This window comes from Pseudomonas putida (assembly GCF_003228315.1).
GTDB classification, from domain to species: Bacteria; Pseudomonadota; Gammaproteobacteria; order Pseudomonadales; family Pseudomonadaceae; genus Aquipseudomonas; species Aquipseudomonas putida_S.
The window spans coordinates 1,231,882-1,255,756 of record NZ_CP029693.1 but is presented as its reverse complement, the minus strand read 5'-3'; the positions used below and the strand labels follow the sequence as shown (position 1 = coordinate 1,255,756).

Below are 23,875 nucleotides of genomic sequence, written 5' to 3'. Positions count from 1 at the left end.
ACGCTCCATGCGGAACTATCGGCAAGAATATTTCTCCTATGATGGCATCGGTTAGCCAGCGCGGGGCATTGTAAGGTGCACGCCGCCTGATTAGACTGCGCCGAAACTCGTACACACAGCCCTTTCAAGGACTTATATGATCAAGAAATGCTTGTTCCCAGCAGCCGGTTACGGTACTCGCTTCCTGCCAGCGACTAAAGCCATGCCCAAGGAAATGCTGCCGGTGGTAAACAAGCCACTGATCCAGTACGGCGTCGAAGAAGCACTGGACGCTGGCTTGAACGAAATCTCCATCGTCACCGGTCGCGGTAAGCGCGCCCTGGAAGACCATTTCGACATCAGCTACGAGCTGGAAAACCAGATCAAGGGCACCGACAAGGAAAAATACCTGGTCGGCATCCGCAAGCTGCTCGACAACTGCTCGTTCTCCTACACCCGCCAGACCGAAATGAAAGGCTTGGGCCACGCGATCCTGACCGGCCGTCCGCTGATTGGCGACGAGCCGTTCGCCGTGGTACTGGCGGACGACCTGTGCGTCAACCTCGAAGGCGACGGCGTACTGACCCAGATGGTCAAGCTGTACAAGCAGTTCCGCTGCTCGATCGTGGCCATCCAGGAAGTCGACCCGCAAGAGACCAACAAATACGGCGTGATCGCCGGCGAGATGATCCGTGACGACATCTACCGCGTGCACAGCATGGTCGAGAAGCCAAAACCTGAAGATGCGCCGTCTAACCTGGCCATCATCGGTCGCTACATCCTGACTCCGGACATCTTCGATCTGATCGAACAGACCGAGCCAGGCAAGGGCGGTGAAATCCAGATCACCGACGCCCTGATGAAGCAGGCCCAGAACGGCTGCGTCATGGCCTACAAGTTCAAGGGCAAGCGTTTCGACTGCGGCGGCGCCGAAGGCTACATCGACGCGACCAACTTCTGCTTCGAGAACTTCTACAAGACGGGCAAGGCGTACTGATAGCGCGCTCACCTGCTTGTACTGAGAAAGCCACCTTCGGGTGGCTTTTTCTTTTTCCGCGCCCATATTGCTGGCAACCCTTGCCCTGATGATGGCTGCGGGTATGCTGGTTGCCTGCCGAGGAGATAGACAATGGCCTACGATTTTGACCTTTATGTAATTGGCGCCGGTTCTGGCGGTGTGCGGGCGGCGCGGTTTGCGGCTGGGTTCGGCGCGAAAGTGGCCGTGGCCGAGAGTCGTTACTTGGGCGGCACCTGCGTGAACGTCGGTTGTGTGCCAAAGAAACTGCTGGTTTACGGCGCGCATTTTGCCGAGGATTTCGAACAGGCGTCCGGTTTCGGCTGGAGCCTGGATGAAGCGCAGTTCGACTGGGCGACGCTGATCGCCAACAAGGACCGCGAGATCAATCGTCTGAATGGCATTTACCGCAATCTGCTGGTCAACAGCGGTGTGACCCTGCATGAAGCTCACGCCAAAATCGTCGACCCGCATACCGTTGAGGTTAATGGCGAGCGTTTCACCGCAAAAAACATTTTGATCGCTACCGGCGGCTGGCCGCAGATCCCGGAGATTCCAGGGCATGAGCATGCGATCAGCTCCAACCAGGCGTTTTTCCTCAAGGAATTGCCCAAGCGCGTGCTGGTGGTGGGTGGTGGTTACATCGCCGTCGAATTCGCCGGGATTTTCCATGGCCTTGGCGCTCAGACCACCTTGCTCTACCGCGGTGAGTTGTTCCTGCGTGGCTTCGACGGTTCGGTGCGCAAGCACTTGCAGGAAGAGCTGACCAAGCGCGGCATGGAGCTGCAATTCAACGCCGACATCGAGCGCATCGACAAACTGGCGGATGGCAGCTTGAAAGTGACACTCAAGGATGGCCGCCAACTGGAAGCTGACTGCGTGTTCTACGCCACTGGGCGGCGCCCGATGCTGGACAATCTCGGGCTGGAAAACACCGGGGTGAAACTCGACAAGAAGGGTTTCATCGAAGTCGACGATCAATACCAGACCGCCGAGCCGTCAATCCTCGCCCTGGGTGATGTGATCGGACGCGTTCAGCTGACGCCGGTGGCGCTGGCCGAAGGTATGGCGGTGGCGCGGCGTCTGTTCAAGCCTGAGCAATACCGTCCGGTGGATTACAAGATGATCCCGACGGCGGTGTTCAGCTTGCCGAACATCGGCACCGTCGGCTTGACCGAAGAAGAAGCGCGCGATGCCGGACACGAGGTGGTGATCTACGAAAGCCGTTTCCGGCCAATGAAGCTGACCCTGACCGAATGCCAGGAACGCACGCTGATGAAGCTGGTGGTGGATGCCAAGACCGACAAGGTGCTGGGTTGCCACATGGTCGGACCAGATGCTGGCGAGATCGTCCAGGGCCTGGCTATTGCCTTGAAGGCGGGGGCCACCAAGCGCCACTTCGACGAAACCATCGGCGTGCACCCGACGGCCGCCGAAGAGTTTGTCACCATGCGTACGCCGGTCGCCGGTTAATCGTCCTTGAATGCGCCTGGCGCGTTCGCCAGGTGCATTGCCTTTCCTGTAGGAGCGAGCCTGCTCGCGAAGAACGTCAAGACACCGCGATCCTTCGGGTGGGACGCGCTATCGTTGACGATCATCGCGAGCATGCTCGCTCCTACAGTCTTCCAGGTCCGCTTGAGCCTTGCTCAGATCGATTTCCAGCGCCTTATTGATCTGAGACTGCTCCTCGACATTCTGTTTCAGCGACTGACTCTCCAGCAGGGCGACGCGCAGGCGTTCGTGGAGGAGGGTGCGTTCGCCGTCGACCCGGGTGACCTGCTCAAGCAACTGGTCCTGACGGGTATTGCTCTGCTTGAGCTGTTCTTGCATCAGGCCCAATTCCCGCAGCGTGCCGCGGTTTTCAGTCAGCAGGCGTTCGTTGTCGCGGTGTAGCTGGGTGATTTCGTCCTGACGCACCAGCGCGCTTTGCTGCGCCTGGCGCAACTCCATCTGCAACTGCTGCACCTGGCTTTCGTGGCGACTGTGTTCCTGCTCGCGCTGCTCTTTGACGGCGTTGCGGTAATGCTCCAGGGCGTCGCGGGCGTGCAGGTGCTTCTCCTCCAGCGAGCGGATTTGCTCGTCCTTGTCCTGCAAGCGCAAATCAAAATCGGCCAATGCCTGATTCAGTCCGGCGTTGCGGGTCTGTTCGGCCTGCAGCAGGGCACGGGTTTCGTGCAGTGCTTCGGACTCCTGGGCGAGCGCCAGGCTCTGAATCTCGTACTGCTGGTGCAGTTCGGTGTTGGCTTCCCGAGCTTCTTCAAGCTGCGTTTCCAGCGCCTTGCGTTGCAGCTCAAATTGCTCGCGCGCCTGATCAATAGGCTCTTGCGCCTGTTCCTTCAAGCGTTGCGCCAGGCGTGAAACCAGTGCCAATAACTCGGCATCGATGGGCTCGACCACCTCTGTCTCCGCCGGTTTGAAGTCTTCGCCCAGTTCCTTCAGATATCGATGAATCGTGGTTTTCGATCCGGTATTGCCCATTTCGATGCGCACGGCATCGATGCTCGGATTTTCACCGCGGGCGAGGATTGCCAAACGCGCAGCCTGAACGACTGCCTTATTTACACCGCCACGGGCCATGGTTTCTCCTGCCTTTTTTGCATGTGGTACGTACTACGTAAATACACATTGTACCATTCAATATTGAAAGATAAATACAGTGATAAGTTCACACGGGATATACTGGTATTACCCCGTGTGAGACAGCAAAAACCGGTTTAGTGCCAGTGAAAGCCGTACATTTTCGAGATTTGAGCCCATGACCGAACTGGATCGCTATCTGCAGGCCGCAACGCGCGACAACACCCGTCGCAGCTATCGCGCGGCCATTGAGCACTTCGAGGTGACCTGGGGAGGTTTCCTGCCGGCCACTGGCGACAGCGTGGCGCGCTATCTGGTTGCCCACGCGGGCGTGCTGTCGATCAATACCTTGAAGCTGCGATTGTCGGCGCTGGCGCAGTGGCACAACAGCCAGGGCTTCGCCGATCCGACGAAAGCGCCGGTGGTGCGCAAGGTGTTCAAGGGGATTCGTGCGTTGCATCCGACCCAGGAGAAACAGGCTGAGCCGCTACAGCTTCAGCATCTGGAGCAAGTGGTCGCGTGGCTGGAACAGGAAGCACAAAGCGCAATCGCGCAAAGCAACCGACCCATGCTCTTGCGTGCAAGGCGCGACCTGGCGCTGATCCTGTTGGGTTTCTGGCGTGGCTTTCGTAGTGATGAGCTATGTCGCTTGCAGATAGAACATGTTCAAGCCACCGCCGGTTCCGGCATCACCTTGTACCTGCCACGCAGCAAGAGTGATCGCGAGAACCTCGGCAAGACGTACCAGACCCCCGCGTTGCAGCGACTATGTCCGGTGCAGGCCTACATCAACTGGATCAGTGAAGCCGCCCTTGTGCGAGGACCGGTTTTTCGCGGCATAGATCGATGGGGTCATCTAAGCGAAGAGGGCCTGCACGCCAACAGCGTGATTCCGTTGTTGCGTCAGGCGCTCGAACGCGCAGGGATTGCAGCTGAGCTGTACACCAGCCATTCCTTGCGCCGTGGTTTCGCTTCATGGGCTCATCAGAGTGGCTGGGATTTGAAATCGCTAATGAGCTATGTGGGCTGGAAGGATATGAAGTCAGCCATGCGCTATATCGAGGCCAGCCCGTTTCTGGGCATGCCCCGACTTTCAGAGAACCCTTTGTAGGAGCGAGCCTGCTCGCGATGGATTTGAAGGCGCCGCGTTCTTTCAGGAACCCCGCGTCATCGTTGACGACCATCGCGAGCAGGCTCGCTCCTACAGGGGGCGTAGAGATCGTTTTCTTCTATTAATACTGTTGGCTAATAGCGAAAGCCAATCAGCAGCATCAGGTTTGCCAATGAGCCAACCGTCCGTCGAGTGGGTAAAGTTCTCTCCATCAACTTCTTAACCCCTGACGGAGAGTCAACGATGCCTATCATCAACAGCCAAGTTAAACCGTTCAAAGCTGATGCATTCAAAAATGGCGACTTCGTAAAAGTCTCGGACGCTGACCTGAAAGGCAAGTGGTCGGTCGTGTTCTTCTACCCAGCTGACTTCACCTTCGTTTGCCCAACCGAGCTGGAAGACCTGGCCGACAACTACGACGCATTCCAGAAGCTGGGCGTCGAGATCTACAGCGTCTCCACCGACACTCACTTCGCTCACGCTGCCTGGCACAACACCTCGCCAGCCATCGGCAAAATCCAGTACACCATGATCGGCGACCCGACCCACGCTATCTCCCGCAACTTCGACGTGCTGATCGAAGAAGCTGGCCTGGCTGACCGTGGCACCTTCGTCATCAACCCTGAAGGCCAGATCAAAATCGTTGAGCTGAACGACGGTGGTGTAGGTCGTGACGCTTCCGAACTGCTGCGCAAGATCAAGGCTGCCCAGTACGTCGCTGCTCACCCGGGCCAGGTTTGCCCAGCCAAGTGGAAAGAAGGCGAGGCCACTCTGGCGCCGTCCCTGGACCTGGTCGGCAAGATCTAAGTCCGTGACACGCTCCACAGGGCGGAGTCCGCACCTGATTAAGTAAGCTGCACCGCCCAATAAAAACGCCCGGGCGAGATTCGCTCGGGCGTTTTTTTATGCAAGAAATTCACTAAAGGAAATCGCCCGTATGTTGGACGCCAATCTTAAAGCCCAGTTGAAATCGTACCTGGAACGGGTCACCCAACCGATCGAGATCGTTGCTTCTCTCGACGACGGTGCGAAATCCCGGGAATTGCTCGAACTGTTGAAAGACGTTGCCAGTCTTTCCACCCAGATTACTTTGCTCGACAACGGTGAAGACGCACGCAAGCCATCGTTCTCGATCAATCGACCCGGTCAGGACATCAGCCTGCGTTTCGCCGGCATCCCGATGGGGCACGAGTTCACATCGCTGGTGCTGGCCCTGCTGCAAGTCGGCGGCCACCCTTCGAAAGCCAGTGCGGAAGTGATCGAACAGATCCGCTCGCTCAAAGGCGAGTTCAGCTTCGAGACCTACTTCTCGCTGTCCTGCCAGAACTGCCCGGACGTGGTCCAGGCGCTGAATCTGATGGCGGTACTCAACCCGAACATTCGCCACGTCGCCATCGACGGCGCTCTGTTCCAGGCCGAAGTCGATGAGCGCAAGATCATGGCTGTGCCAAGTATCTACCTCAACGGCGAAGTGTTCGGTCAGGGGCGCATGGGCCTGGAAGAAATCCTCGCCAAGATTGACACCAGTGGCGCTGAGCGCCAGGCCGAGAAAATCAGCGCCAAGCAAGCGTTTGACGTGCTGGTGGTGGGCGGTGGCCCGGCCGGTGCTTCGGCGGCGATCTACGCTGCGCGTAAAGGCATTCGCACCGGTGTCGCGGCTGAGCGTTTTGGTGGGCAGGTGCTCGACACCATGGCCATCGAGAACTTCATCTCCGTGCAGGAAACCGAAGGGCCGAAACTGGCCAGCGCGCTGGAAGAGCACGTCAAGCAATACGACGTCGACATCATGAATCTGCAACGGGCCACTTCGTTGATCCCGGCGAAGAACCCCGGAGAGTTGCACGAAGTTCGTTTCGAAAGCGGCGCCAGCCTGAAAACCAAGGCATTGATTCTCGCCACCGGCGCCCGCTGGCGCGAAATGGGCGTGCCGGGCGAGCAGGAATACAAGGCCAAAGGCGTGTGTTTCTGCCCGCACTGCGACGGCCCGTTGTTCAAGGGCAAGCGGGTTGCGGTTATCGGCGGCGGTAACTCCGGGGTTGAAGCGGCGATCGACCTGGCGGGTATCGTCAGCCACGTCACGCTGCTGGAATTCGACAGTAAGCTGCGCGCCGATGCGGTGCTGCAACGCAAACTGTTCAGCCTGCCCAACGTCGATGTGATCACCAGCGCACTGACCAGCGAAGTGAAGGGTGATGGTGAGAAGGTGAATGGCCTGGTCTACAAGGATCGCGATTCAGGCGAGTTCAAGACGATCAACCTCGAAGGCATCTTCGTGCAGATCGGTTTGCTGCCCAACACCGACTGGCTCAAGGGCACTGTCGAGTTGTCGCCCCGTGGCGAGATCATCGTCGATGCCCGTGGCGAGACTTCGCTGCCGGGCGTGTTCGCCGCCGGTGACGTGACCACCGTGCCGTACAAGCAGATCGTGATCGCAGTGGGCGAGGGCGCCAAGGCTTCCCTGAGCGCATTCGATCATCTGATTCGGACTTCGGCCCCGGCATAAGCGCCAGACCTGAAAACACAAAACCCCGTGAGCGATCACGGGGTTTTGTGTTTTGTGCAGGCCAAAATGTAGGAGCGAGCCTGCTCGCGATGGCGGTGTGTCATTCACTACTGTGGTGGCTGATATACCGCGATCGCGAGCAGGCTCGCTCCTACATGAGGTCTCAGAGCGGTGCGGGCTGGATGATCTCGACCCAGTAGCCATCCGGGTCCTTGATGAACGCCAGGCTCTTCATGCGACCGTCGCTCAGGCGTTTCTGGAAGTCACAGCCCAATGCTTCAAAGCGCTCGCAGGCAGCCACGACGTCCGGCACGGAAATGCAGATATGACCAAAGCCGCGCGGGTCGGTGTTGCCGTTATGGTAGGCGAAGTCCGGGTCGTTCTCGGTGCCGTGGTTATGGGTCAGCTCGAGAATGCCGGGGATCGATTTCATCCATTCGGTGCGGGCAGCAGCGTCAGCCGGGATCTGGGTCTTGTCGACCAGTGCCAGGAAGTACAGGCTGAATTCGGCTTCCGGGAAATCGCGTTTTTCCACCAGGGTAAAACCAAGGATGCGTGTGTAGAAATCCAGGGATTTGGTGATGTCCTTGACCCGCAGCATGGTGTGGTTGAAGACGAATTTCTGGGTGGCGTTGTCAGGCTGTGCGGTGACGCCGGGGAAGGTGTTCAGTTCGTGCAGGCTCATGGGCCCTCCGGAAAATAAGCGGGGCGATTGAATGGCGACAATGATACGCAAGGCGTGGGACATCACCAAACCCAAACCGTCGTCTATTGCCTGACAGCCGGTCGGGGCTCAGACTTCAGGGTTCAATAGCTGAGTGTTCATTGCAATGATTCGATTCGCTCCATCGGTTTTGACTCTCATGGGCGTGCTGTTCGCAGCGGCCAGTGCCCACGCCGAGACTCCGGTCATGACCTGGCCTGCCGGCTGGCAGGTGGAAGATATTGCGCAAGACAATGCCGCCTCCGGTGTCTCGCGCCAGCGGGCAGTTAAAAACGATCAAAGTGGTACGCCGGTGATGGTTATGGAGTTGACCATATCCGAGGTGCAAAGTGGGCATCAGGTGAATCTTGAAGGCGTGCTGCTGGAAATGCGCAAGTCAGTGCAAAAAGACTTTTTCCAGGGCGGCTATCAAAGCGTGTGCAATCGTATTCATTCAGCGACCTTGAGCCGTTTATCGGCACTGGAAACCACTTGCACCATCACGCAGAACGGACGTCATGTGCTGTCGCAAACTTTGGTGGCTGCGGTCGACGCCGATAAAGCCTACGTTCTTTCCTACGCGGGGCAGGCTGAGGCTTATAAGGCGAGTCAGGATGAAATAGAAACGGCTCGTAATGCTTTGAAACTTTAGTTTGAAGACTTTAGTAGCTGCAGGCTTTGCGCTGGGCTGGAAATGTTTAGATACCCAAATGGATTAAGCACAAAGTTAATCGGCAAGTAGCGAGTTGATCGGCCAATATCGTTGCGTTTGTATGATATTCATGAAAAAGCCCTGCATTCGCAGGGCTTTTTTATAACGTGAGGGCTTAGCCGCGCAACCAGGAATCAACGGTGCTGGCACCGTATTGTTCCTTCCATGCTTTGAGGCCGCGATGGTTGCCGCCCTTGGTTTCAATCAGTTCCCCGGTGTGTGGGTTCTGATAAACCTTGACCACGCGAGCGCGACGGGTTTTAGGCGCTGCGGCCTGTTGCAGGCCGGATTTCGCCGGGTTCGGATCGAGAATGGCGATGATGTCGCGCAGGCTCTTGCCGTAGGTTTTCATCAGCCCCTGGAGCTTTTCTTCGAATTCGATTTCTTTCTTGAGCCCGGCATCATTCTTCAGGGATTCAAGCTGCTTGAGCTGTTCTTGAAGGGCCTTTTCAGCTGCACGAAATTCAGCGAGTCTGGACAATATCTTTACTCCAATAGTGTGTTTGGCTGAAACCAACCGCAAACAAAGCTATAAGCCAAGAGCCTTGAAGCGACTCGGTGATTAGTGGCTCACCTGCCAAATTACCGCAGGCATGGAAAAATTGTAGTAGTTAATGAGCCAAGAGTAAATCATGTCTTTTTTTTCATGTAACAAGGCGCAGTATTTTGATTCGGTTTGGTGCGTTTTATGGTGGTTTCGTCGGTTCAAAGCATCGCTTAATCGACACTTAATGCACTAATGAACTCAGCGCCAGGCATCGGTCGGCCGAACAGATAGCCTTGCTGGAAGTTAACGTTATGCGCGGTCAGGTAATCACTTTGTTCCTGAGTCTCCACACCCTCGGCAACCATGGCCAGATCGAGCTTCACCGCGAGTTCGATGATGGTATCCAGAATATGGCTGGACAAGGCGTCCACGCCAATCATCGCAACGAAGCTCTGGTCGATTTTCAGGAAGTCCACATTGAACTGACGCAAATAGCCAAGACTGGAATGGCCGGTGCCGAAGTCGTCAATGGCGATCTTTACCCCAAGTTCATGTAATTGCTCGAACAGTTGATGGGTGAGGGCAGTGGGCTCGATCAGTTCGCGTTCGGTCAGCTCAAGCACCAGATGTATGGAGTCGGGCGCGAAAGCCGCAAGGAACTCCCGGCAGTCCTCCACCAGCTCCAGGTCCTGGCAATGGCTCGCGGTGATGTTGATGCCGATATGAAAGGGCTCATTGAATGATGCGGACAGCGGCGCGAGCAGGGCGGCGGTCTGCTGCATCAATGAACGAGTCATCGGCACGATCAGTCCGGAGTGTTCGGCAAAGGGTATGAACAGATCGGGGCGTACCAGGCCTTCTTTCGGATGATTCCAGCGCATCAGCACCTCGACCCCCGATATTTTTTTACTGTCGCCATGCACCACCGCCTGGAAGTAGGGGACGAACTCCATTGCTTCCATTGCACGTTTCATTTCATGGGTCGGGGAAGTTGAGCGCCTTTGCAGAACATGTCCGATAAGCGCGGACACCGCACCGAAGAATATCAGCAGGCTGAACAGGGCCGGATATTCGCTGCTCATGTAGCGCCAGGTTTCGCCTTCAGGAAAACCGGCTTTTACGCCAAAGGCATAGCGTGAAGAGTCGAGTTTGATTGGCGCCACCGGATAGTCAGGCAGGGCGCCTTGATGAAACTGGTTGTCAGCGTCTAACCAATTGGGGCCGACTTGCAGCACCAGCAAAGTATGGCTGCCGATCAAGCGCAGCACATTACTCAGATGAAACCCGTCCAGAGTGCTCAGCGCGCCACGTTTGCCTTCGCTCAGTCGATAGACCAGCAATGCGGTATCCGGTGTGACCGGATTGCCCTTCATCAGCAACAGTCGACCACCGTCATAGTCTCCGGGGGCGATCTTTTCGTGAATATCACCAAACAGGGAACTGCAATAATTGGTGTCGCCCCACAATAAATTGGTAGATCGAACGAAAGGCCGCCGCGTGACTTGTTCACGCAAGGCAAGATTAACGTCAATACAAGGTTGTCCCGCCAGCGGAAGTAAATCGCGAGCGGCTTGTGCGGTGTTATCCAGCATCAGTTCAAACTGTTGAAGCGCTTCTTCGGCCGTTTGTTCAGCGCTTTGCTTGAGTGCCCGCTCGGCCTGTACATAGAGAATGACGACGCCGAGCACGATCGGGAGCAATCCACTGGCGAGGGTTACCGCCGTCCTGATACCGCGTTTGCGGGTTTTTACCTTCAGTGGCATCTGTGAAACCTGTAGCGAAGAGGTAGGGCTCTCAAATGCTGGCGGCGATAAACGCCCTCCAAGAAGAGATCAGACTGGAGCCATGATAGTTGGCCGCGAGTACTTATGCCGTTCATCGATAGTCAAGCCGTTGTGCGAGTTTGATGAAGGCCAGGGCTGCCGGCGATGCCTGACGCTGGTCGAGCACCGCCAGGCCGACTTGTCGGACAACTACGGGCAATAAAGGTTTTTTCACGTAGCGGTTGTCGTCGTGCGCAGGCAACGAACTTTCGGCCACCACGGTCAAGGCATCGCCGCGACCCACGGTGTCCAGGGTGCTTAGCAATTGCGAGCAGCGAAAGCGGATGTTGGGGCTCAACCGGGCGCCATGAAACATCCGTGACACCAGTTCCGACGAACCCGCTTCGGTCAGGACAAACGGGTCGTCGCACAAGTCATTCAGACTCACGCTGTCGCGGTTCGTCAGGGGGTGATTGACGGGCAGCAGCGCGACCATCTGATCTTCGAGCAACGCAACCGTGTCGAAACGTTCGTCAGGCAGCACTACGAAACCGATATCAATCCGTCGCTCCTGCAGCCACTGGATCACCTGCCGGTCCGGACCTTCATCGATATGCACCTCGATACCCGGATGAACTGCGCGGTACTGCTTGAGGATCAATGGCAGCAATTTGATCGACGAGGTGGGGCCGAACGAGCCGATGCGCAAGGTCCCGCGCTTCATGCCCCGGGCATCCGCCGCTTCCTGGCGCAAGGTGTTGGCCAGGCCGAGCATGGCCCGGGCGCGCAGCAGAAGCTGTTGACCGATATCGCTGAGTTCAACCTGCGTCTGATGGCGCCGAAGCAGTTCGACGCCCAATTCCCGCTCCAGCGATTTCAACGCATGGGATACCGCGGACTGGCTGATACCCAGGCGATGGGCCGCTGCCGTGAAGCCGTTCAGCTCGGCGACGGTGGAGAAAATCTCCAGTTGAGTGAGGGTCATGAGTGTTTACTCATTTTACGATGACTAGGTATTAGTCAAATCATACGTCATCCAACAGAAATTCCATGTCGGGGACATATGACTACATGTGAACAGTGCAAGGCCCACTCCTCTGATGTGCCGGTTTATCTGAAGCTGGCGGCGGTCACCATGATTTGGGGCGGCACTTTCGTGGCTGGGCGGTTCCTGGCCGACACTCTCAGTCCGCTGCTTGCCGCCAGCCTGCGATTTCTGCTGGCCAGCGTGGCTTTGCTGCTGTTTTTGCTGATGGCTCGCGTGCCACTGACCCGGCCCAGTCCTCGGCAATGGCTGCAACTGGCGCTCCTGGGATTCTTCGGGATCTTCTTTTACAACCTCTGTTTCTTTTATGGCCTGCATTACATCAACGCATCGCGGGCATCGCTGATCGTGGCGCTGAATCCGGCCGTCATCGGGCTGGCCTCATGGCTGCTGTTCAAGGAGCGCCTGAGTCGGGCGAAAGTTGTTGGCATCGCAATCTGCATTGCTGGTACCAGCCTGGTGATCGTCAGTCGCACTCCGCATTTACTGGTTGGCAACGCCGAGGCCTGGATCGGTGATCTGCTGATTTTCGGTTGCGTGCTCGGCTGGGGCGTTTATTCACTGTTTTCCCGAGAGCTGAATCAAAGCCTTGGGCCCGTGCAAACGGTGACCTGGTCGATTCTGCTGGGCACCTTGATGCTGTGGGCCACCACTGCGATTCGCGGTGAGCTGAGCCTGAACGCACTCGCCAGCCTCGGTCCGCAACAGTGGCTGAGCCTGTTGTACCTGGGCGTGTTGGGATCAGCACTGGCCTACATCGGTTATTACGACGGCATCCGCAAAATCGGTGCGACCCGCTCCGGAGTGTTCATCGCCCTGAACCCGCTGACCGCCGTAATCCTCGGCGCGCTGCTGCTGGATGAACAGCTGACACCGGCGATGTATCTGGGAGGAGGGCTGATTCTGGCGGGGATTTTTCTCTGCAACAAACCCCTTGCGTCTGTGGCGAAAAAGCGGATTTTATACAGAAGGCGGACAAACTGATTTACGCTGTGTAGAATCAGGTTACGCATACAAGAATACGTCTTCTGGCAACAGAAGCTTCGCCCGCAAAAGCCTTGGGTCGACCATGAAGTTATTAGGGTTTCAATTGATCTACGGTGATTTCCTCGCCCGCAGCGTGCGGGGCATTTCCTGCGCGCCACCCACCGGTCTCAGCATTTCCAGCCACTAACCTTTGTTAATTGAGCAGAATGATGAGGCGCCAACCATGGCAGATTTATACGAAAACCCAATGGGCCTGATGGGCTTCGAGTTCATCGAATTCGCATCGCCGACCCCCAACACCCTGGAGCCGATCTTCGAGATCATGGGCTTCACCAAGGTCGCGACCCACCGTTCCAAGGACGTGCACCTGTATCGCCAGGGCGCGATCAACCTGATCCTCAACAACGAACCCCACAGCGTCGCTTCGTACTTCGCCGCCGAGCACGGCCCGTCGGTATGCGGCATGGCGTTCCGCGTCAAGGATTCGCAAAAAGCCTACAAGCGCGCCCTCGAACTCGGCGCCCAGCCCATCCACATCGAAACCGGTCCGATGGAACTGCACCTGCCAGCGATCAAAGGCATCGGTGGCGCGCCGCTGTACCTGATCGACCGTTTCGGTGAAGGCAGCTCGATCTATGACATCGACTTCGTTTACCTCGAGGGCGTAGACCGCCACCCGGTCGGCGCCGGTCTGAAGATCATCGACCACCTCACCCACAACGTGTACCGCGGTCGCATGGCCTACTGGGCGAATTTCTACGAGAAGCTGTTCAACTTCCGCGAGATCCGTTACTTCGACATCAAGGGTGAGTACACCGGCCTGACTTCCAAGGCCATGACCGCGCCGGACGGCATGATCCGCATTCCGCTGAACGAAGAGTCGTCCAAGGGCGCCGGGCAGATCGAAGAGTTCCTGATGCAGTTCAACGGCGAGGGCATCCAGCACGTGGCGTTCCTGTCCGATGATCTGGTCAAGACCTGGGACCACCTGAAAAGCATCGGCATGCGTTTCATGACCGCGCCGCCCGACACCTACTACGAAATGCTCGAAGGCCGTTTGCCGAACCACGGCGAGCCCGTGGGCGAGCTGCAAGCGCGGGGCATCTTGCTGGACGGTTCGTCCGAGGCGGGGGACAAGCGTCTGCTGTTGCAGATCTTCTCGGAAACCCTGATGGGGCCGGTGTTCTTCGAGTTCATCCAGCGCAAGGGTGATGATGGCTTCGGCGAAGGTAACTTCAAGGCATTGTTCGAATCGATCGAGCGTGATCAGGTCCGTCGTGGCGTGCTGTCCACCGACTGATCCGATTTACCGCTAAAAACTGTGGGAGCGAGCCTGCTCGCGATAGCGCCAGATCAGTCAACCGAGATGTTGAATGTCAGGCCCTCATCGCGAGCAGGCTCGCTCCCACATTTGTTTTGTATATGTATTAAGGGCGACGCTGACGCATCAAATGCTTGAACCCCTCAAACACCAGCACCACCACCGCCAGCCAGATCGGAATGTAGGTCAGCCATTCCCCGGCCTTGATGCTTTCCCCCAGCAACAGCGCCACGCCAAGCAACAGCACCGGCTCTACGTAACTCAACAAGCCGAACAGGCTGAACGGCAGCAAGCGGCTGGCGATGATATAGACCACCAGCGCCGAGGCACTGATCAGGCCGAGCAAGGGGATCAGCCACGCCAGGGCAGGGTATTGATTGAACACGCCGAAACCCTGTTCACCGCCGCGCACGAACCAGTATGCGACCGGCAACATCAATGTCATGTCCACCCAGAGACCGCCAAGGTTGTCGGTCTTCAGCCATTTACGCAGCACGAAGTACAGCGGATAGCCGATGACCACCAGCAGCGTGGCCCAGGAAAAACCGCCGACCTGGTACAGCTCGTTGATCACGCCCAGGCAGGCGAAGAACACCGCAATCTTTTGCAGGTACGAGAGGTTTTCGCCATAGGCGATACGCCCGGTCAGCACCATCGCCAGCGGCAACAGGAAATAGCCCAGCGACACGTCGAGGCTGTAGCCATTGAGTGGTGCCCACATGAACAGCCAGAGTTGAACGCCCAGCAATGCCGAAGAAAGGATCAGTGCCGCGATCAGTTTTGGCTCACCGGCCACCCGGCGCAGAAGGTCGATCGCACGCCGCCATTCGCCGGACACCACCATGAACACGGTCATGCAGGGCACGGTCAGCAGCATGCGCCAACCAAAAATCTCCACGCCGCTCAAAGGGGTGAGCAGCGAGGTGTAGTAATACATGACGGCAAACAGCGTCGAGGCTGAAACCGATAGAGCAATACCTTTAGACAAGCTTTCCTCGCGAGGTTGAACGTAAAACGGGGTGCGGAGGATACGCGGTTTTTGTGCTGAATATTGGCCGGATGATCGGAATTTTCAACATTTGGGCCGCGCCCGAAAACCCTGTAGGAGCGAGCCTGCTCGCGATGGTGTGTCAGCTACATCAATGTCGACTGACACTCCATCGCGAGCAGGCTCGCTCCTACAGTGGTCTTGTGTATCTCTTCAAAAGGTATGTGGTTTACGGCCGGAGACGAAATGGCTCACATCATTGAACCCCGGCGTCGACGCATGCCCCGGCGTCACCAGCGAGTCAATGAACGCCTCATCCTCGCCCGTGATCTTCACCGCCTGCGCCTTAGTGTAGGCATCCCACTGTTCTTCAGTGCGCGGACCAACAATAGCCGAGGTGACGGCTGCGTTGTTCAGCACCCAGGCAATGGCGAACTCGACGATACCGACACCACGTTCCCGGGTGTATTGCTGGATCTGCTGGGCAATACGCAGCGATTCGACTCGCCACTCGGTTTCCAGGATGCGTTTGTCGGCACGCCCCGCGCGGCTGTTGGCGTCGGGTTTCACGTCCGGCGCGTATTTGCCACTGAGCACGCCCCGCGCCAGCGGGCTGTAAGGCACCACACCCAGGCCGTAGTCTTGCGCGGCGGTAATCTGCTCGGTTTCGGCCTGACGATTGACGATGTTGTACAGCGGCTGGCTGATGACGGGCCGATCGACGCCCAGCTTGTCGGCCACACGGATGACCTCGGCGATACGCCAGCCCCGGTAGTTCGACAACCCCCAATAGCGTACCTTGCCCTGGCGAATCAGATCGCCAATGGCCGATACCGTGACCTCCAGCGGCGTGTTGTGGTCCTCACGATGAAGGTAATAAATATCGAGATAGTCGGTGCCCAAACGCGCGAGGCTCGCGTCGATACCGTTGAAGATGTGTTTGCGGCTCAAGCCGCTGCGGTTAGGCACGCCGTCCACCGGGCCGAAACCGACCTTGGTGGCCAGCACCCATTCATGGCGGCGGCTGGCGATCGCTTCGCCGACGATTTCTTCGGAACGACCGCTGGTGTAGACGTCGGCGGTGTCGATGAAATTGACGCCCTGGTCCCAGGCCTTGTCGATGATCCGCAGGGAATCTTCGGTGCTGGTCTGTTCGCCGAACATCATGGTGCCCAGGGTCAGGGTGGAGACCTGCAAACCCGAATGACCCAGCGTGCGATAGCTCATGTTGAAGTCCTTTTGCCAATGGGAAAGGCTTCAATCAAATACCAGAACTACTACATGGATCAAACTGATTTACCCAACACCGCAAAACAACATGTGGGAGCGAGCCTGCTCGCGAAGGCGGGGTCACAGCCAACATCAATGTTGAATGTAAATCCGTTTTCGCGAGCAGGCTCGCTCCCACAGTGGATGGGTGTTGATCAGACTCGCAACGTACGGGTCATGCGCAACGCCAGCACGCTACCGCCAACAATCACCCCCGCCAGCAGATACAACGCCGCATCGGTCGACCCCGTACTGTCCTTGACCCAACCCACCAGATACGGGCTGAGGAAACCCGCCATCTGCCCCATGGAGTTGATCAACGCCAAACCACCGGCCGCCGCGCCGGCACTCAGCATCGCTGTCGGCACAGGCCAGAACATCGGCAAACCGGTGAGCGCGCCCATGGTCGCGAGTGTCAGGCCGAGAATGGCAATGGCCGGGTTGGCGGCGAAGTTCACCGCGATCAGCAGGCCCAGCGCACCCATCAGCATCGGCACTACCAAATGCCAGCGACGTTCCTTGCGCAGGTCCGCCGAGCGACCCACCAGCAGCATGAAGACCGCCGCTAGCAGATAAGGAATCGCACTCAGCCAGCCAATCACCAGGTTATCGCTGAAGCCCAGGTTCTTGATGATCGACGGCAACCAGAAGTTGATCGCGTACACGCCGCTCTGGATGCAGAAGTAGATCAGACCGAACGCCCAGATCGCCGGGTTCTTGAACACCGCCAGCAGCGAATCGGAAGTGGTTTTCGGCTTGTTGGCCAAGTCTTCGGCGTGGTCGGCCTGCAGAACCGAACGCTCGAAAGGCGTGAGCCATTTGGCGTTGGCGTAACTGTCGCTGAGCAGGAAATAGGCGAGGGCGCCGAGGATCACGGTGGGGATGCCTTGCAGCAAAAACATCCACTGCCAGCCCGCCAGACCGCCTTGCCCGGCGGCGAAGTGGTTGAGGATCCAGCCGGAGAACGGGCTGCCCAGCAAACCGGAGACCGGGATCGCCGACATGAACAGCGCCATGATGCGGCCACGGCGGAAGGTCGGGAACCACTGCGACAGATAGAGCACCACACCGGGGAAGAAGCCGGCTTCGGCGGCGCCGGTGAACAGCCGCAGCGTATAGAACTCGGTCGGCGTGGTGACGAACAACAGGCAGGTCGACAACGTGCCCCAAGTGATCATCATCAGCGCGATCCAGCGCCGCGGGCCGAATTTGGTCAACGCGAGGTTGCTCGGCACTCCGCACAACACGTAGCCGATGAAGAAGATCCCGGCCCCGAGGCCGTACACGGTTTCGCTGAACTTCAGCGCATCAAGCATCTGCAACTTGGCGAAGCCAACGTTCACCCGGTCGAGGTAGTTGAACAGGTAGCAGATGAAAATGAAGGGGATCAAACGCAGGGTAATGCGTTTGTAGACGGCATTTTTTTCGTCAGCGATGGCCTGGGTTGCAGCGGCGCTCTGTGACATGGCGGGTTCTCTCTTTTTATGATTTTTTGCGATGCAAAGGGTAACGTTGATCGCCCTGAGAGTCTCGGACACCGCGCCGGTTGTTGTCTTTGTGCCGGCGCACAGGGTTTGCCATACAGCCCTGTGCGGGCGAACAATCGGCCCATCATGCATTCAAGGAACCCCGTCATGTTCGAACTCGATCACGACCTGGCCCAGGACATCGTCGACCGGGCGATGGCCATCCTGCCGTACAACGTCAACGTCATGGACAGTCAGGGGCTGATCCTCGGCAGCGGCGAGCCGGAGCGGATCAACACCCGCCATGAAGGCGCGCAACTGGTGTTGGCCAACGGTCGTGTGGTGGAGATCGATGCGCAGACCGCGATTCATCTCAAGGGCGTGCAGCCGGGCATCAACCTGCCGTTGATGCTGGACCAGCGTTTGATCGGTGTACTGGGCATCACCGGTGAGCCCGATCAACTGCGCACCTATGCCGCGCTCGTGCGCATGACCGCCGAAATGCTGGTGGGCCAGCGCAATCAGCAAGCCGAACAGCAATGGCGGCGCCAGCGTTGCGATGACTTGCTGGCGCTGTTGCTCAGCGATGCCGGAGACTCGCCACGCCTGATCGACGAAGCGCAGCAGTTGGGGCTCAAGCCGCAGATGAGCCGCGTACCGTATTTGTTTGAGCTGGGTTTGGAACACGGCCCGGGGCAAACCGTCGAGGCGCTCAGTGCCTGGCTGACGTCGCGTTATCCAGATAGTTGGTGCGTGAGTTCGGCCAAGTCCTCACTGCTCTGGTGCCGACCTGCTAGCCAGAACGTTGAGAACGAGCGCTTGCTGGAAAAACTCAACGGTCTGGGCTGGAACATCCTGCGCATCGCCGTGGGCGGACAGGCCGATGGGTTGAGCGGATTGCGCCGCTGCTACCGGCGGGTCGGTGATCTGCTGGCCTATGGTCGCGAGGTGCTGCCTGGATCGCGCTTGCTGACCCTCAACCGCTATCGCCTGCCGGTGATGCTCTGGCGCCACCGCAATGACGACGCCCTCGACGAGTTGCTCAACCCGCTGCGCAAAGTCATCGCCAAGGACAGCAACGGCCAGTTGCTGGCAACCCTGCGCAGCTGGTGCGACCACGACGGCCAGAGCCAGGCCTGCGCCGAAGCACTGGGCATTCATCGCAATAGCCTGCGCTACCGAATGGAGCGCATCGCCGAACTCAGTGGCGTCGATCCACTGCGCCTCGATGGCATGCTCGCGCTTTACCTCGGCGTGCAACTGCTCCCGCAGACCGACACCCCTCCATAAACGCACACCCGCCACCTGTAGGAGCGAGCCTGCTCGCGATGGACGTCAACGATAACGCGCTCTACCTGGATGATCGTGTCGCCAGGACCTCCATCGCGAGCAGGCTCGCTCCTACAGTGGATTGTGTTGTTCCTCGGGTTTTGTGGAAATGAACAATAATCCTCATGCGCCCTTGTGCAGCAGACCGGCGTCATCGTGTTTGGCGGCTGGCAGGATGAGCGTATTGGAACTGGAGAATTCCCATGAAAATCGTGATTGCCCCTGACTCGTTCAAAGACAGCATCAGTGCTCAAGGCGCGGCCGACGCCATCGGGTTGGGTTTGCGGGAAGTCTGGCCCGATGCGCAGCTGATCAAATGCCCGATGGCCGACGGCGGGGAGGGCACCGTTGCGGCGGTGCTGGCAGCCTGTGGCGGCGAGCACCACCGCGCCGAGGTGCGAGGGCCTCTGGGCGATACCGCCTTTGCGAAGATGGGCTGGTTGCCTGAAAGCCGTACCGCGATCATCGAAATGGCCGAAGCCAGTGGCTTGCAATTGGTCCCGGTCAATCAACGTGACGCCTGTAACAGCAGCACCTTCGGCACCGGCCAACTGATCGGTTTCGCCCTCGACGCAGGCGCCCAGCGCATCATCCTCGCCATTGGCGGCAGCGCCACCAACGACGGTGGCGCCGGTGCGCTGCAGGCCCTGGGTCTGAAGTTGTTCGATGCACAGGGGCAACTTCTCCCGCCGGGTGGCTTGGCGCTGGCGAAACTGTTTCGCATGGACCTGAGCGAACTCGACCCGCGCATCAAGGATGTACGCTTCGACATCGCCGCCGATGTCGACAACCCGCTGTGCGGTCCCCACGGTGCGTCTGCGGTTTTCGGACCGCAAAAAGGCGCCACGCCAGAACAGGTGCAACTGCTCGATCATGCCCTCGGGCACTTCGCCGATCATTGCGCAAAAGCACTGGGTTGGGATGTACGAGACGAGCCAGGCAGTGGCGCGGCGGGTGGGTTGGGTTTTGCCGCCAAGGCGTTTTTCGACGCGCAGTTTTTGCCTGGGGTCGAAGTGGTCGCCGATCTGGTGGGCCTGGCCGATGCGATCGAAGGTGCCGACCTGGTGATTACCGGAGAAGGGCGTTTCGATGCGCAAACCCTGCGTGGCAAAACCCCCTTGGGCGTGGCGCAAATCGCGAATGAACAGGGCGTGCCGGTAATCGTCATCGCCGGTTCCCTGGGCGAGGATTATCAGGCGCTTTACCGACATGGCATCGATGCCGCGTTCTCTCTGGTCAACGGGCCGATCACGCTGGAGGAAGCTTGCATGAATGCGCCACGGTTACTGCGCGAGCGGGCGAGTGACATTGCGCGGGTATGGCGGATCGCCGCGTCACGCAATCCCCTGTAGGAGCGAGCCTGCTCGCGATGGTCGCCAACGATGACATGGGAAACCTGACACCCCACGGCGATCTTGAGTCCATCGCGAGCAGGCTCGCTCCTACAGTTGATGTGTTTTTTTATTCGGGTGGATCAATCTGAGCCAGCACTCGGTCCACCGTGATCTCCGTCAGCATCACGTTGTGGAGGGACAGTGATGCAGCGACGCAAGACTTTGTGGCTTTCAGCAAATTGCTTTAAACGCGCTTAAACAAAGGTGCGCAGCGGTTGCGCGCAGTTCGTCGCCTCATCTCAAAAATCAGCCTCTACCTGTCAACTTTGACAGTTACGCAGTTCTGCAAAAGCCTGTTTACTTTTCCCACGCGCAGAACGACGGGATGCGTTTGGGTAGTACCCGGCAGTATTCGCTCTGCTTTTCGAGCTGAAGCGCCATGGCATTCCATGACGCCAGTTTGTGCATACGGAGAGCGAAAGCATGGCTGGTTCAGATAAAAAACAGCAGAAGGTGGCGTCCAGTGAATCCGTCTCTGGAGGCGCCGCGCCGTTCGTGGTCCAGGACCCGGATGTCTCTCATTTTGTGATGACGGGTGAACCGAAAGGGCTGATCCCCAGGGCCAAGCTCGATTCAGATCAAACCACAACCATTACCACCTGGGCTAACCCTATTCCCGACGGGGATACCGAGTATTTCAGACTGCAAATTACACGTGCAGGCAGTAACGAGTGGACGACGCTCCAGGAGCATTCCCATACCGGTGGGGTTGCTTGGACGCCCAAGGTTTTCACTATTCCCAGTCCGTTTTTTCTGGATACGACCAATGAAGGTCCTTTTGACCTCAGGTACGAACACGAAAACGCCGGGCTGGTCAAAGACTGGTCGAATCGAGTGCGCATCCAGATCGACAAGATTCCACCCAATGGAGTGATACCTCCGAAAAATATGGTGTTTACCGTCACGTCTCCCATCACGGATGCCACGTTTGGCGCGAATGATTATCTGGAAGCAACGATCCCATTGTGGGATGGCGAGTTCGTTGACGTCAGCGTCGCCTTCGGCTGGCTGAAAGGTGAACTGCCCGAGGATCCTGCTGATATTGACCTGATCGGTCCGCAGCCAATTGCCCCTGGAGGTACAGTCAGAATTCCAAAAGGCAAGTTCATCGCGGCCGGCGACGGTATGTGCTGTGGTGGTTATGTCCTCATCGACAAGGCCGGCAACATCAGCGCGTTATCGCTGTATGAACTTATGTCCGTGGCGCTCGGTACATTACCTCCCAATCCTTTACCCAAACCCACGGCCGCGGACGCCACCGGCGGTGAGCTCCTGCGCTCCGATATCGTCGATGGCGGGGTTCTGGTCAATGTCCCCCGGATCACCAATGGCAAGCCCACTGATACCGTGGTCGTAAAATGGAAAGATCAGGAGCTCACCCCCGGTACACCGGTCGGTGGCAACCCTCAAGGCGGACTCAACATTTTCATGCCTTGGGACAGGATTTGGGCTGCGTACGGCAGTGCTACGGTTGGAGTGGTGGATCATCCATTGACTTACAAGGTCTTTCGCGGTGTAGAGCCTTTTCCCTCAGTGACTGAAATTGTCAAAGTCAATCTGTCCGCCCCGGGGCCGGTGATCAATCCCCCGAAACCGGAACCCGGCAACGATCAACTCAAGCCAGTCAGCCACCATCAACACCAGCGACAGTGCCGGTGGGCAGAAGCTGGGGATTGCCCTGGAATACGATGAGTTCGATCGGGAAATCAAGCGTGAGTTTGACCTCAATGGCGTCAAGCAGGAACTGACTCAGGTGTACAACGATGTCGATGGATTGGCTCAGCGGACATTGAAAGAGGGCACGTTGTTGTTGCGCGAAGAGAAGTATGGCTATGACCTGCGCAGCCGCCTGACCAGCTACGAATGTGCGGGTACCCAACCGCCCGTGGATCCTTACAACAAAGCCATCCAACGCCAGGTGTTTACGTTCAGTGCACTGGACAACATGCGCTTCGCCGTCACCACGTTTGCCGGTGGCACCAACCGCGCCACCTACACCTACGACACGGTCGACCCTGTGCAGTTGGTCAAAGTGGCCAACACCCATGCGGATTACCCGACCCAAATCGATCTGGTTTACAACAAGGACGGCCACCTGATCCGTGACGAAGCCGGGCGCACGCTCGATTACGATGCTCTTGGCCGGTTGATCAGCGTCAGCGAGCCTTCAGGCGGGGCGACGAAGAGCTACAACTACGACCCGTTGGATAAAACCGCGGGCATGAACGATGGCATGGAACAGGAGCAGCGCTTTTATAAGGGTGATCAATTGGCGAACCAGATAAAAGGCGCCAACAGCAGCACTTTCATGCGTGGCGATGATGTTGTGCTCGCGGAGCACCAGGCAGGTGCTGGCCCAAAGTCTTGATGCTGGCCGGTGATCGCAAGAACACCGTGTTTAGTGAAATGAGCAAGGCCGGGCACAAGGATGTGGTTTACACCGTGTATGGGTATCGCGGGGATGATGCATCGGTGAGCGGCGCGCTGGGTTACAACGGTGAACTGCGGGAAAGTAAGACCGGTTGGTATTTTCTGGGCAGCGGTTATAGGTCTTACCACCCTGGGTTGATGAAGTTTGGTAGTCCGGACAGTTTGAGTCCGTTCGAGGATGGGGGCATTAATGCCCGTGCGTATTGCAACGGTGATCCGACCAATCGTGAGGATCCAACAGGACATTGGAGTTTTTTCTCGATCCTTCGTGGAATTTTCGGAATAACGAAGAACGCTGGAACAAAAGCAGCAGGTGCCGGGGTGAAGGCGACGAAAACCGCAACGAAAGTAGCGCAAGCAACAACGACCAAAGTAAAAGTACCTGAACTGTCCAGGCATGTTTCACATGCAGGCCGCAGTAACGTTGCAAGATCAAAAATGTCCACCGAAAAAGTCTTGCCGAAACGGAAGGGGGGCTTTTTCGAAGATCTAAAACAAGGAAAAATCGAATACGAATACACAAAACCGGCGCCAGAAAAACTTCTGCGCCAGGTAAATGGGCCTAAGTTTGGAGATTCACTGGCTGATCCACCAAGTGGATTGGAGCAGTTGCAGACCCGGATTGACAAAGGGCCCGTACTCAAGAGCATGAAGACCATTAGGGGCAAAAGAACAACTGAGGAAATGAAAGCTATCCGATCTCACCGAAAGTAAGTCACACAGGTGTATCCATGCTCGGCACAGGGGAGGCGAACATGGGCGGGCTCTTTGCGGATTGGTTGCGTTGCAGTAGCCG

General features: G+C 57.7%; 21 protein-coding genes. 13 read left to right on the top strand and 8 right to left on the bottom strand.

What is annotated here, in order from left to right; translation table 11 throughout:
• Nucleotides 1-136: 136 nt before the first annotated feature.
• Together galU and gorA are read left to right on the top strand one after the other, a co-directional pair.
• On the top strand, nucleotides 137-976 hold the full coding sequence (galU, locus tag DKY63_RS05465; RefSeq protein WP_095194738.1) for a UTP--glucose-1-phosphate uridylyltransferase GalU: 840 nt from the start codon (nucleotides 137-139) through the stop codon (nucleotides 974-976).
• A gap of 132 nt (nucleotides 977-1,108) precedes the next feature.
• Nucleotides 1,109-2,467 carry a glutathione-disulfide reductase gene (gene gorA, locus DKY63_RS05460; protein WP_110963161.1) on the top strand — a complete coding sequence of 453 codons (1,359 nt, stop codon included), beginning with the start codon at nucleotides 1,109-1,111 and terminating at the stop codon, nucleotides 2,465-2,467.
• Nucleotides 2,468-2,575: 108 nt separating this feature from the next.
• On the opposite strand, the gene DKY63_RS05455 is transcribed toward gorA, so the two are convergent.
• Nucleotides 2,576-3,571: a DNA-binding protein gene (locus DKY63_RS05455; RefSeq protein WP_110963160.1), complete on the bottom strand. Its 996-nt coding sequence runs from the start codon at nucleotides 3,569-3,571 to the stop codon at nucleotides 2,576-2,578.
• A gap of 178 nt (nucleotides 3,572-3,749) precedes the next feature.
• On the opposite strand from DKY63_RS05455, the gene DKY63_RS05450 reads away from it, so the two are divergent.
• The 3 genes from DKY63_RS05450 (at nucleotide 3,750) to ahpF (ending at nucleotide 7,185) form a co-directional block, all read left to right on the top strand.
• Nucleotides 3,750-4,682 (top strand): site-specific integrase, encoded by a 933-nt coding sequence (locus tag DKY63_RS05450; protein WP_110963159.1) that lies wholly within the window; start codon nucleotides 3,750-3,752, stop codon nucleotides 4,680-4,682.
• 243 nt (nucleotides 4,683-4,925) lie between these two features.
• Nucleotides 4,926-5,489 carry an alkyl hydroperoxide reductase subunit C gene (gene ahpC, locus DKY63_RS05445; RefSeq protein WP_007975937.1) on the top strand — a complete coding sequence of 188 codons (564 nt, stop codon included), beginning with the start codon at nucleotides 4,926-4,928 and terminating at the stop codon, nucleotides 5,487-5,489.
• 130 nt (nucleotides 5,490-5,619) lie between these two features.
• The gene (ahpF, locus tag DKY63_RS05440) at nucleotides 5,620-7,185 is read left to right on the top strand and encodes an alkyl hydroperoxide reductase subunit F (protein WP_110963158.1); all 1,566 of its coding nucleotides are present in this window, start codon (nucleotides 5,620-5,622) and stop codon (nucleotides 7,183-7,185) included.
• A 163-nt stretch (nucleotides 7,186-7,348) separates the two neighbouring features.
• Here the strand turns inward: ahpF and gloA are convergent, their stop codons facing one another.
• Nucleotides 7,349-7,870, bottom strand: coding sequence for a lactoylglutathione lyase (gene gloA / locus DKY63_RS05435; protein WP_110963157.1), 522 nt, complete (start codon nucleotides 7,868-7,870; stop codon nucleotides 7,349-7,351).
• 145 nt (nucleotides 7,871-8,015) lie between these two features.
• Between gloA and DKY63_RS05430 the strand changes: the two genes are divergently transcribed.
• Nucleotides 8,016-8,540, top strand: coding sequence for a DUF4946 domain-containing protein (locus DKY63_RS05430; protein WP_110963156.1), 525 nt, complete (start codon nucleotides 8,016-8,018; stop codon nucleotides 8,538-8,540).
• A 175-nt stretch (nucleotides 8,541-8,715) separates the two neighbouring features.
• On the opposite strand, the gene DKY63_RS05425 is transcribed toward DKY63_RS05430, so the two are convergent.
• From DKY63_RS05425 to DKY63_RS05415, 3 genes are all read right to left on the bottom strand, one after another.
• Entirely contained in the window at nucleotides 8,716-9,081 is a 366-nt protein-coding gene (locus tag DKY63_RS05425; protein WP_008031084.1) for a histone-like nucleoid-structuring protein, MvaT/MvaU family, read from the bottom strand.
• A gap of 236 nt (nucleotides 9,082-9,317) precedes the next feature.
• Nucleotides 9,318-10,850 carry an EAL domain-containing protein gene (locus tag DKY63_RS05420; RefSeq protein WP_110963155.1) on the bottom strand — a complete coding sequence of 511 codons (1,533 nt, stop codon included), beginning with the start codon at nucleotides 10,848-10,850 and terminating at the stop codon, nucleotides 9,318-9,320.
• Between the two features lie 112 nt (nucleotides 10,851-10,962).
• Complete coding sequence (locus DKY63_RS05415) at nucleotides 10,963-11,835, bottom strand: LysR family transcriptional regulator (protein ID WP_110963154.1); 873 nt, start codon at nucleotides 11,833-11,835, stop codon at nucleotides 10,963-10,965.
• Nucleotides 11,836-11,913: 78 nt separating this feature from the next.
• On the opposite strand from DKY63_RS05415, the gene DKY63_RS05410 reads away from it, so the two are divergent.
• Both DKY63_RS05410 and hppD read left to right on the top strand, forming a co-directional pair.
• On the top strand, nucleotides 11,914-12,879 hold the full coding sequence (locus DKY63_RS05410; RefSeq protein ID WP_110963153.1) for a DMT family transporter: 966 nt from the start codon (nucleotides 11,914-11,916) through the stop codon (nucleotides 12,877-12,879).
• Between the two features lie 226 nt (nucleotides 12,880-13,105).
• Nucleotides 13,106-14,182, top strand: coding sequence for a 4-hydroxyphenylpyruvate dioxygenase (gene hppD, locus DKY63_RS05405; RefSeq protein ID WP_110963152.1), 1,077 nt, complete (start codon nucleotides 13,106-13,108; stop codon nucleotides 14,180-14,182).
• A gap of 127 nt (nucleotides 14,183-14,309) precedes the next feature.
• Here the strand turns inward: hppD and rarD are convergent, their stop codons facing one another.
• The 3 genes from rarD to DKY63_RS05385 all read right to left on the bottom strand — a co-directional run bounded on the left by rarD (nucleotide 14,310) and on the right by DKY63_RS05385 (nucleotide 17,926).
• On the bottom strand, nucleotides 14,310-15,191 hold the full coding sequence (gene rarD / locus DKY63_RS05400; RefSeq protein ID WP_110963151.1) for an EamA family transporter RarD: 882 nt from the start codon (nucleotides 15,189-15,191) through the stop codon (nucleotides 14,310-14,312).
• Between the two features lie 213 nt (nucleotides 15,192-15,404).
• Complete coding sequence (locus tag DKY63_RS05390; RefSeq protein ID WP_110963149.1) at nucleotides 15,405-16,418, bottom strand: aldo/keto reductase; 1,014 nt, start codon at nucleotides 16,416-16,418, stop codon at nucleotides 15,405-15,407.
• 197 nt (nucleotides 16,419-16,615) lie between these two features.
• On the bottom strand, nucleotides 16,616-17,926 hold the full coding sequence (locus DKY63_RS05385; protein WP_110963148.1) for an MFS transporter: 1,311 nt from the start codon (nucleotides 17,924-17,926) through the stop codon (nucleotides 16,616-16,618).
• 168 nt (nucleotides 17,927-18,094) lie between these two features.
• Here DKY63_RS05385 and DKY63_RS05380 point away from each other — a divergent pair, with 168 nt between their 5' ends.
• From DKY63_RS05380 to DKY63_RS05360, 5 genes are all read left to right on the top strand, one after another.
• On the top strand, nucleotides 18,095-19,216 hold the full coding sequence (locus tag DKY63_RS05380; RefSeq protein ID WP_110963147.1) for a sugar diacid recognition domain-containing protein: 1,122 nt from the start codon (nucleotides 18,095-18,097) through the stop codon (nucleotides 19,214-19,216).
• A gap of 242 nt (nucleotides 19,217-19,458) precedes the next feature.
• On the top strand, nucleotides 19,459-20,607 hold the full coding sequence (locus DKY63_RS05375) for a glycerate kinase (protein ID WP_110963146.1): 1,149 nt from the start codon (nucleotides 19,459-19,461) through the stop codon (nucleotides 20,605-20,607).
• A gap of 465 nt (nucleotides 20,608-21,072) precedes the next feature.
• On the top strand, nucleotides 21,073-22,341 hold the full coding sequence (locus DKY63_RS05370; protein WP_204354297.1) for a hypothetical protein: 1,269 nt from the start codon (nucleotides 21,073-21,075) through the stop codon (nucleotides 22,339-22,341).
• Between the two features lie 61 nt (nucleotides 22,342-22,402).
• On the top strand, nucleotides 22,403-23,017 hold the full coding sequence (locus tag DKY63_RS05365; protein ID WP_110963145.1) for an RHS repeat domain-containing protein: 615 nt from the start codon (nucleotides 22,403-22,405) through the stop codon (nucleotides 23,015-23,017).
• On the top strand, nucleotides 23,017-23,793 hold the full coding sequence (locus DKY63_RS05360; RefSeq protein WP_110963144.1) for an RHS repeat-associated core domain-containing protein: 777 nt from the start codon (nucleotides 23,017-23,019) through the stop codon (nucleotides 23,791-23,793). The genes DKY63_RS05365 and DKY63_RS05360 overlap by 1 nt, the downstream gene beginning before the upstream one ends.
• The last annotated feature ends 82 nt before the right edge of the window (nucleotides 23,794-23,875 follow it).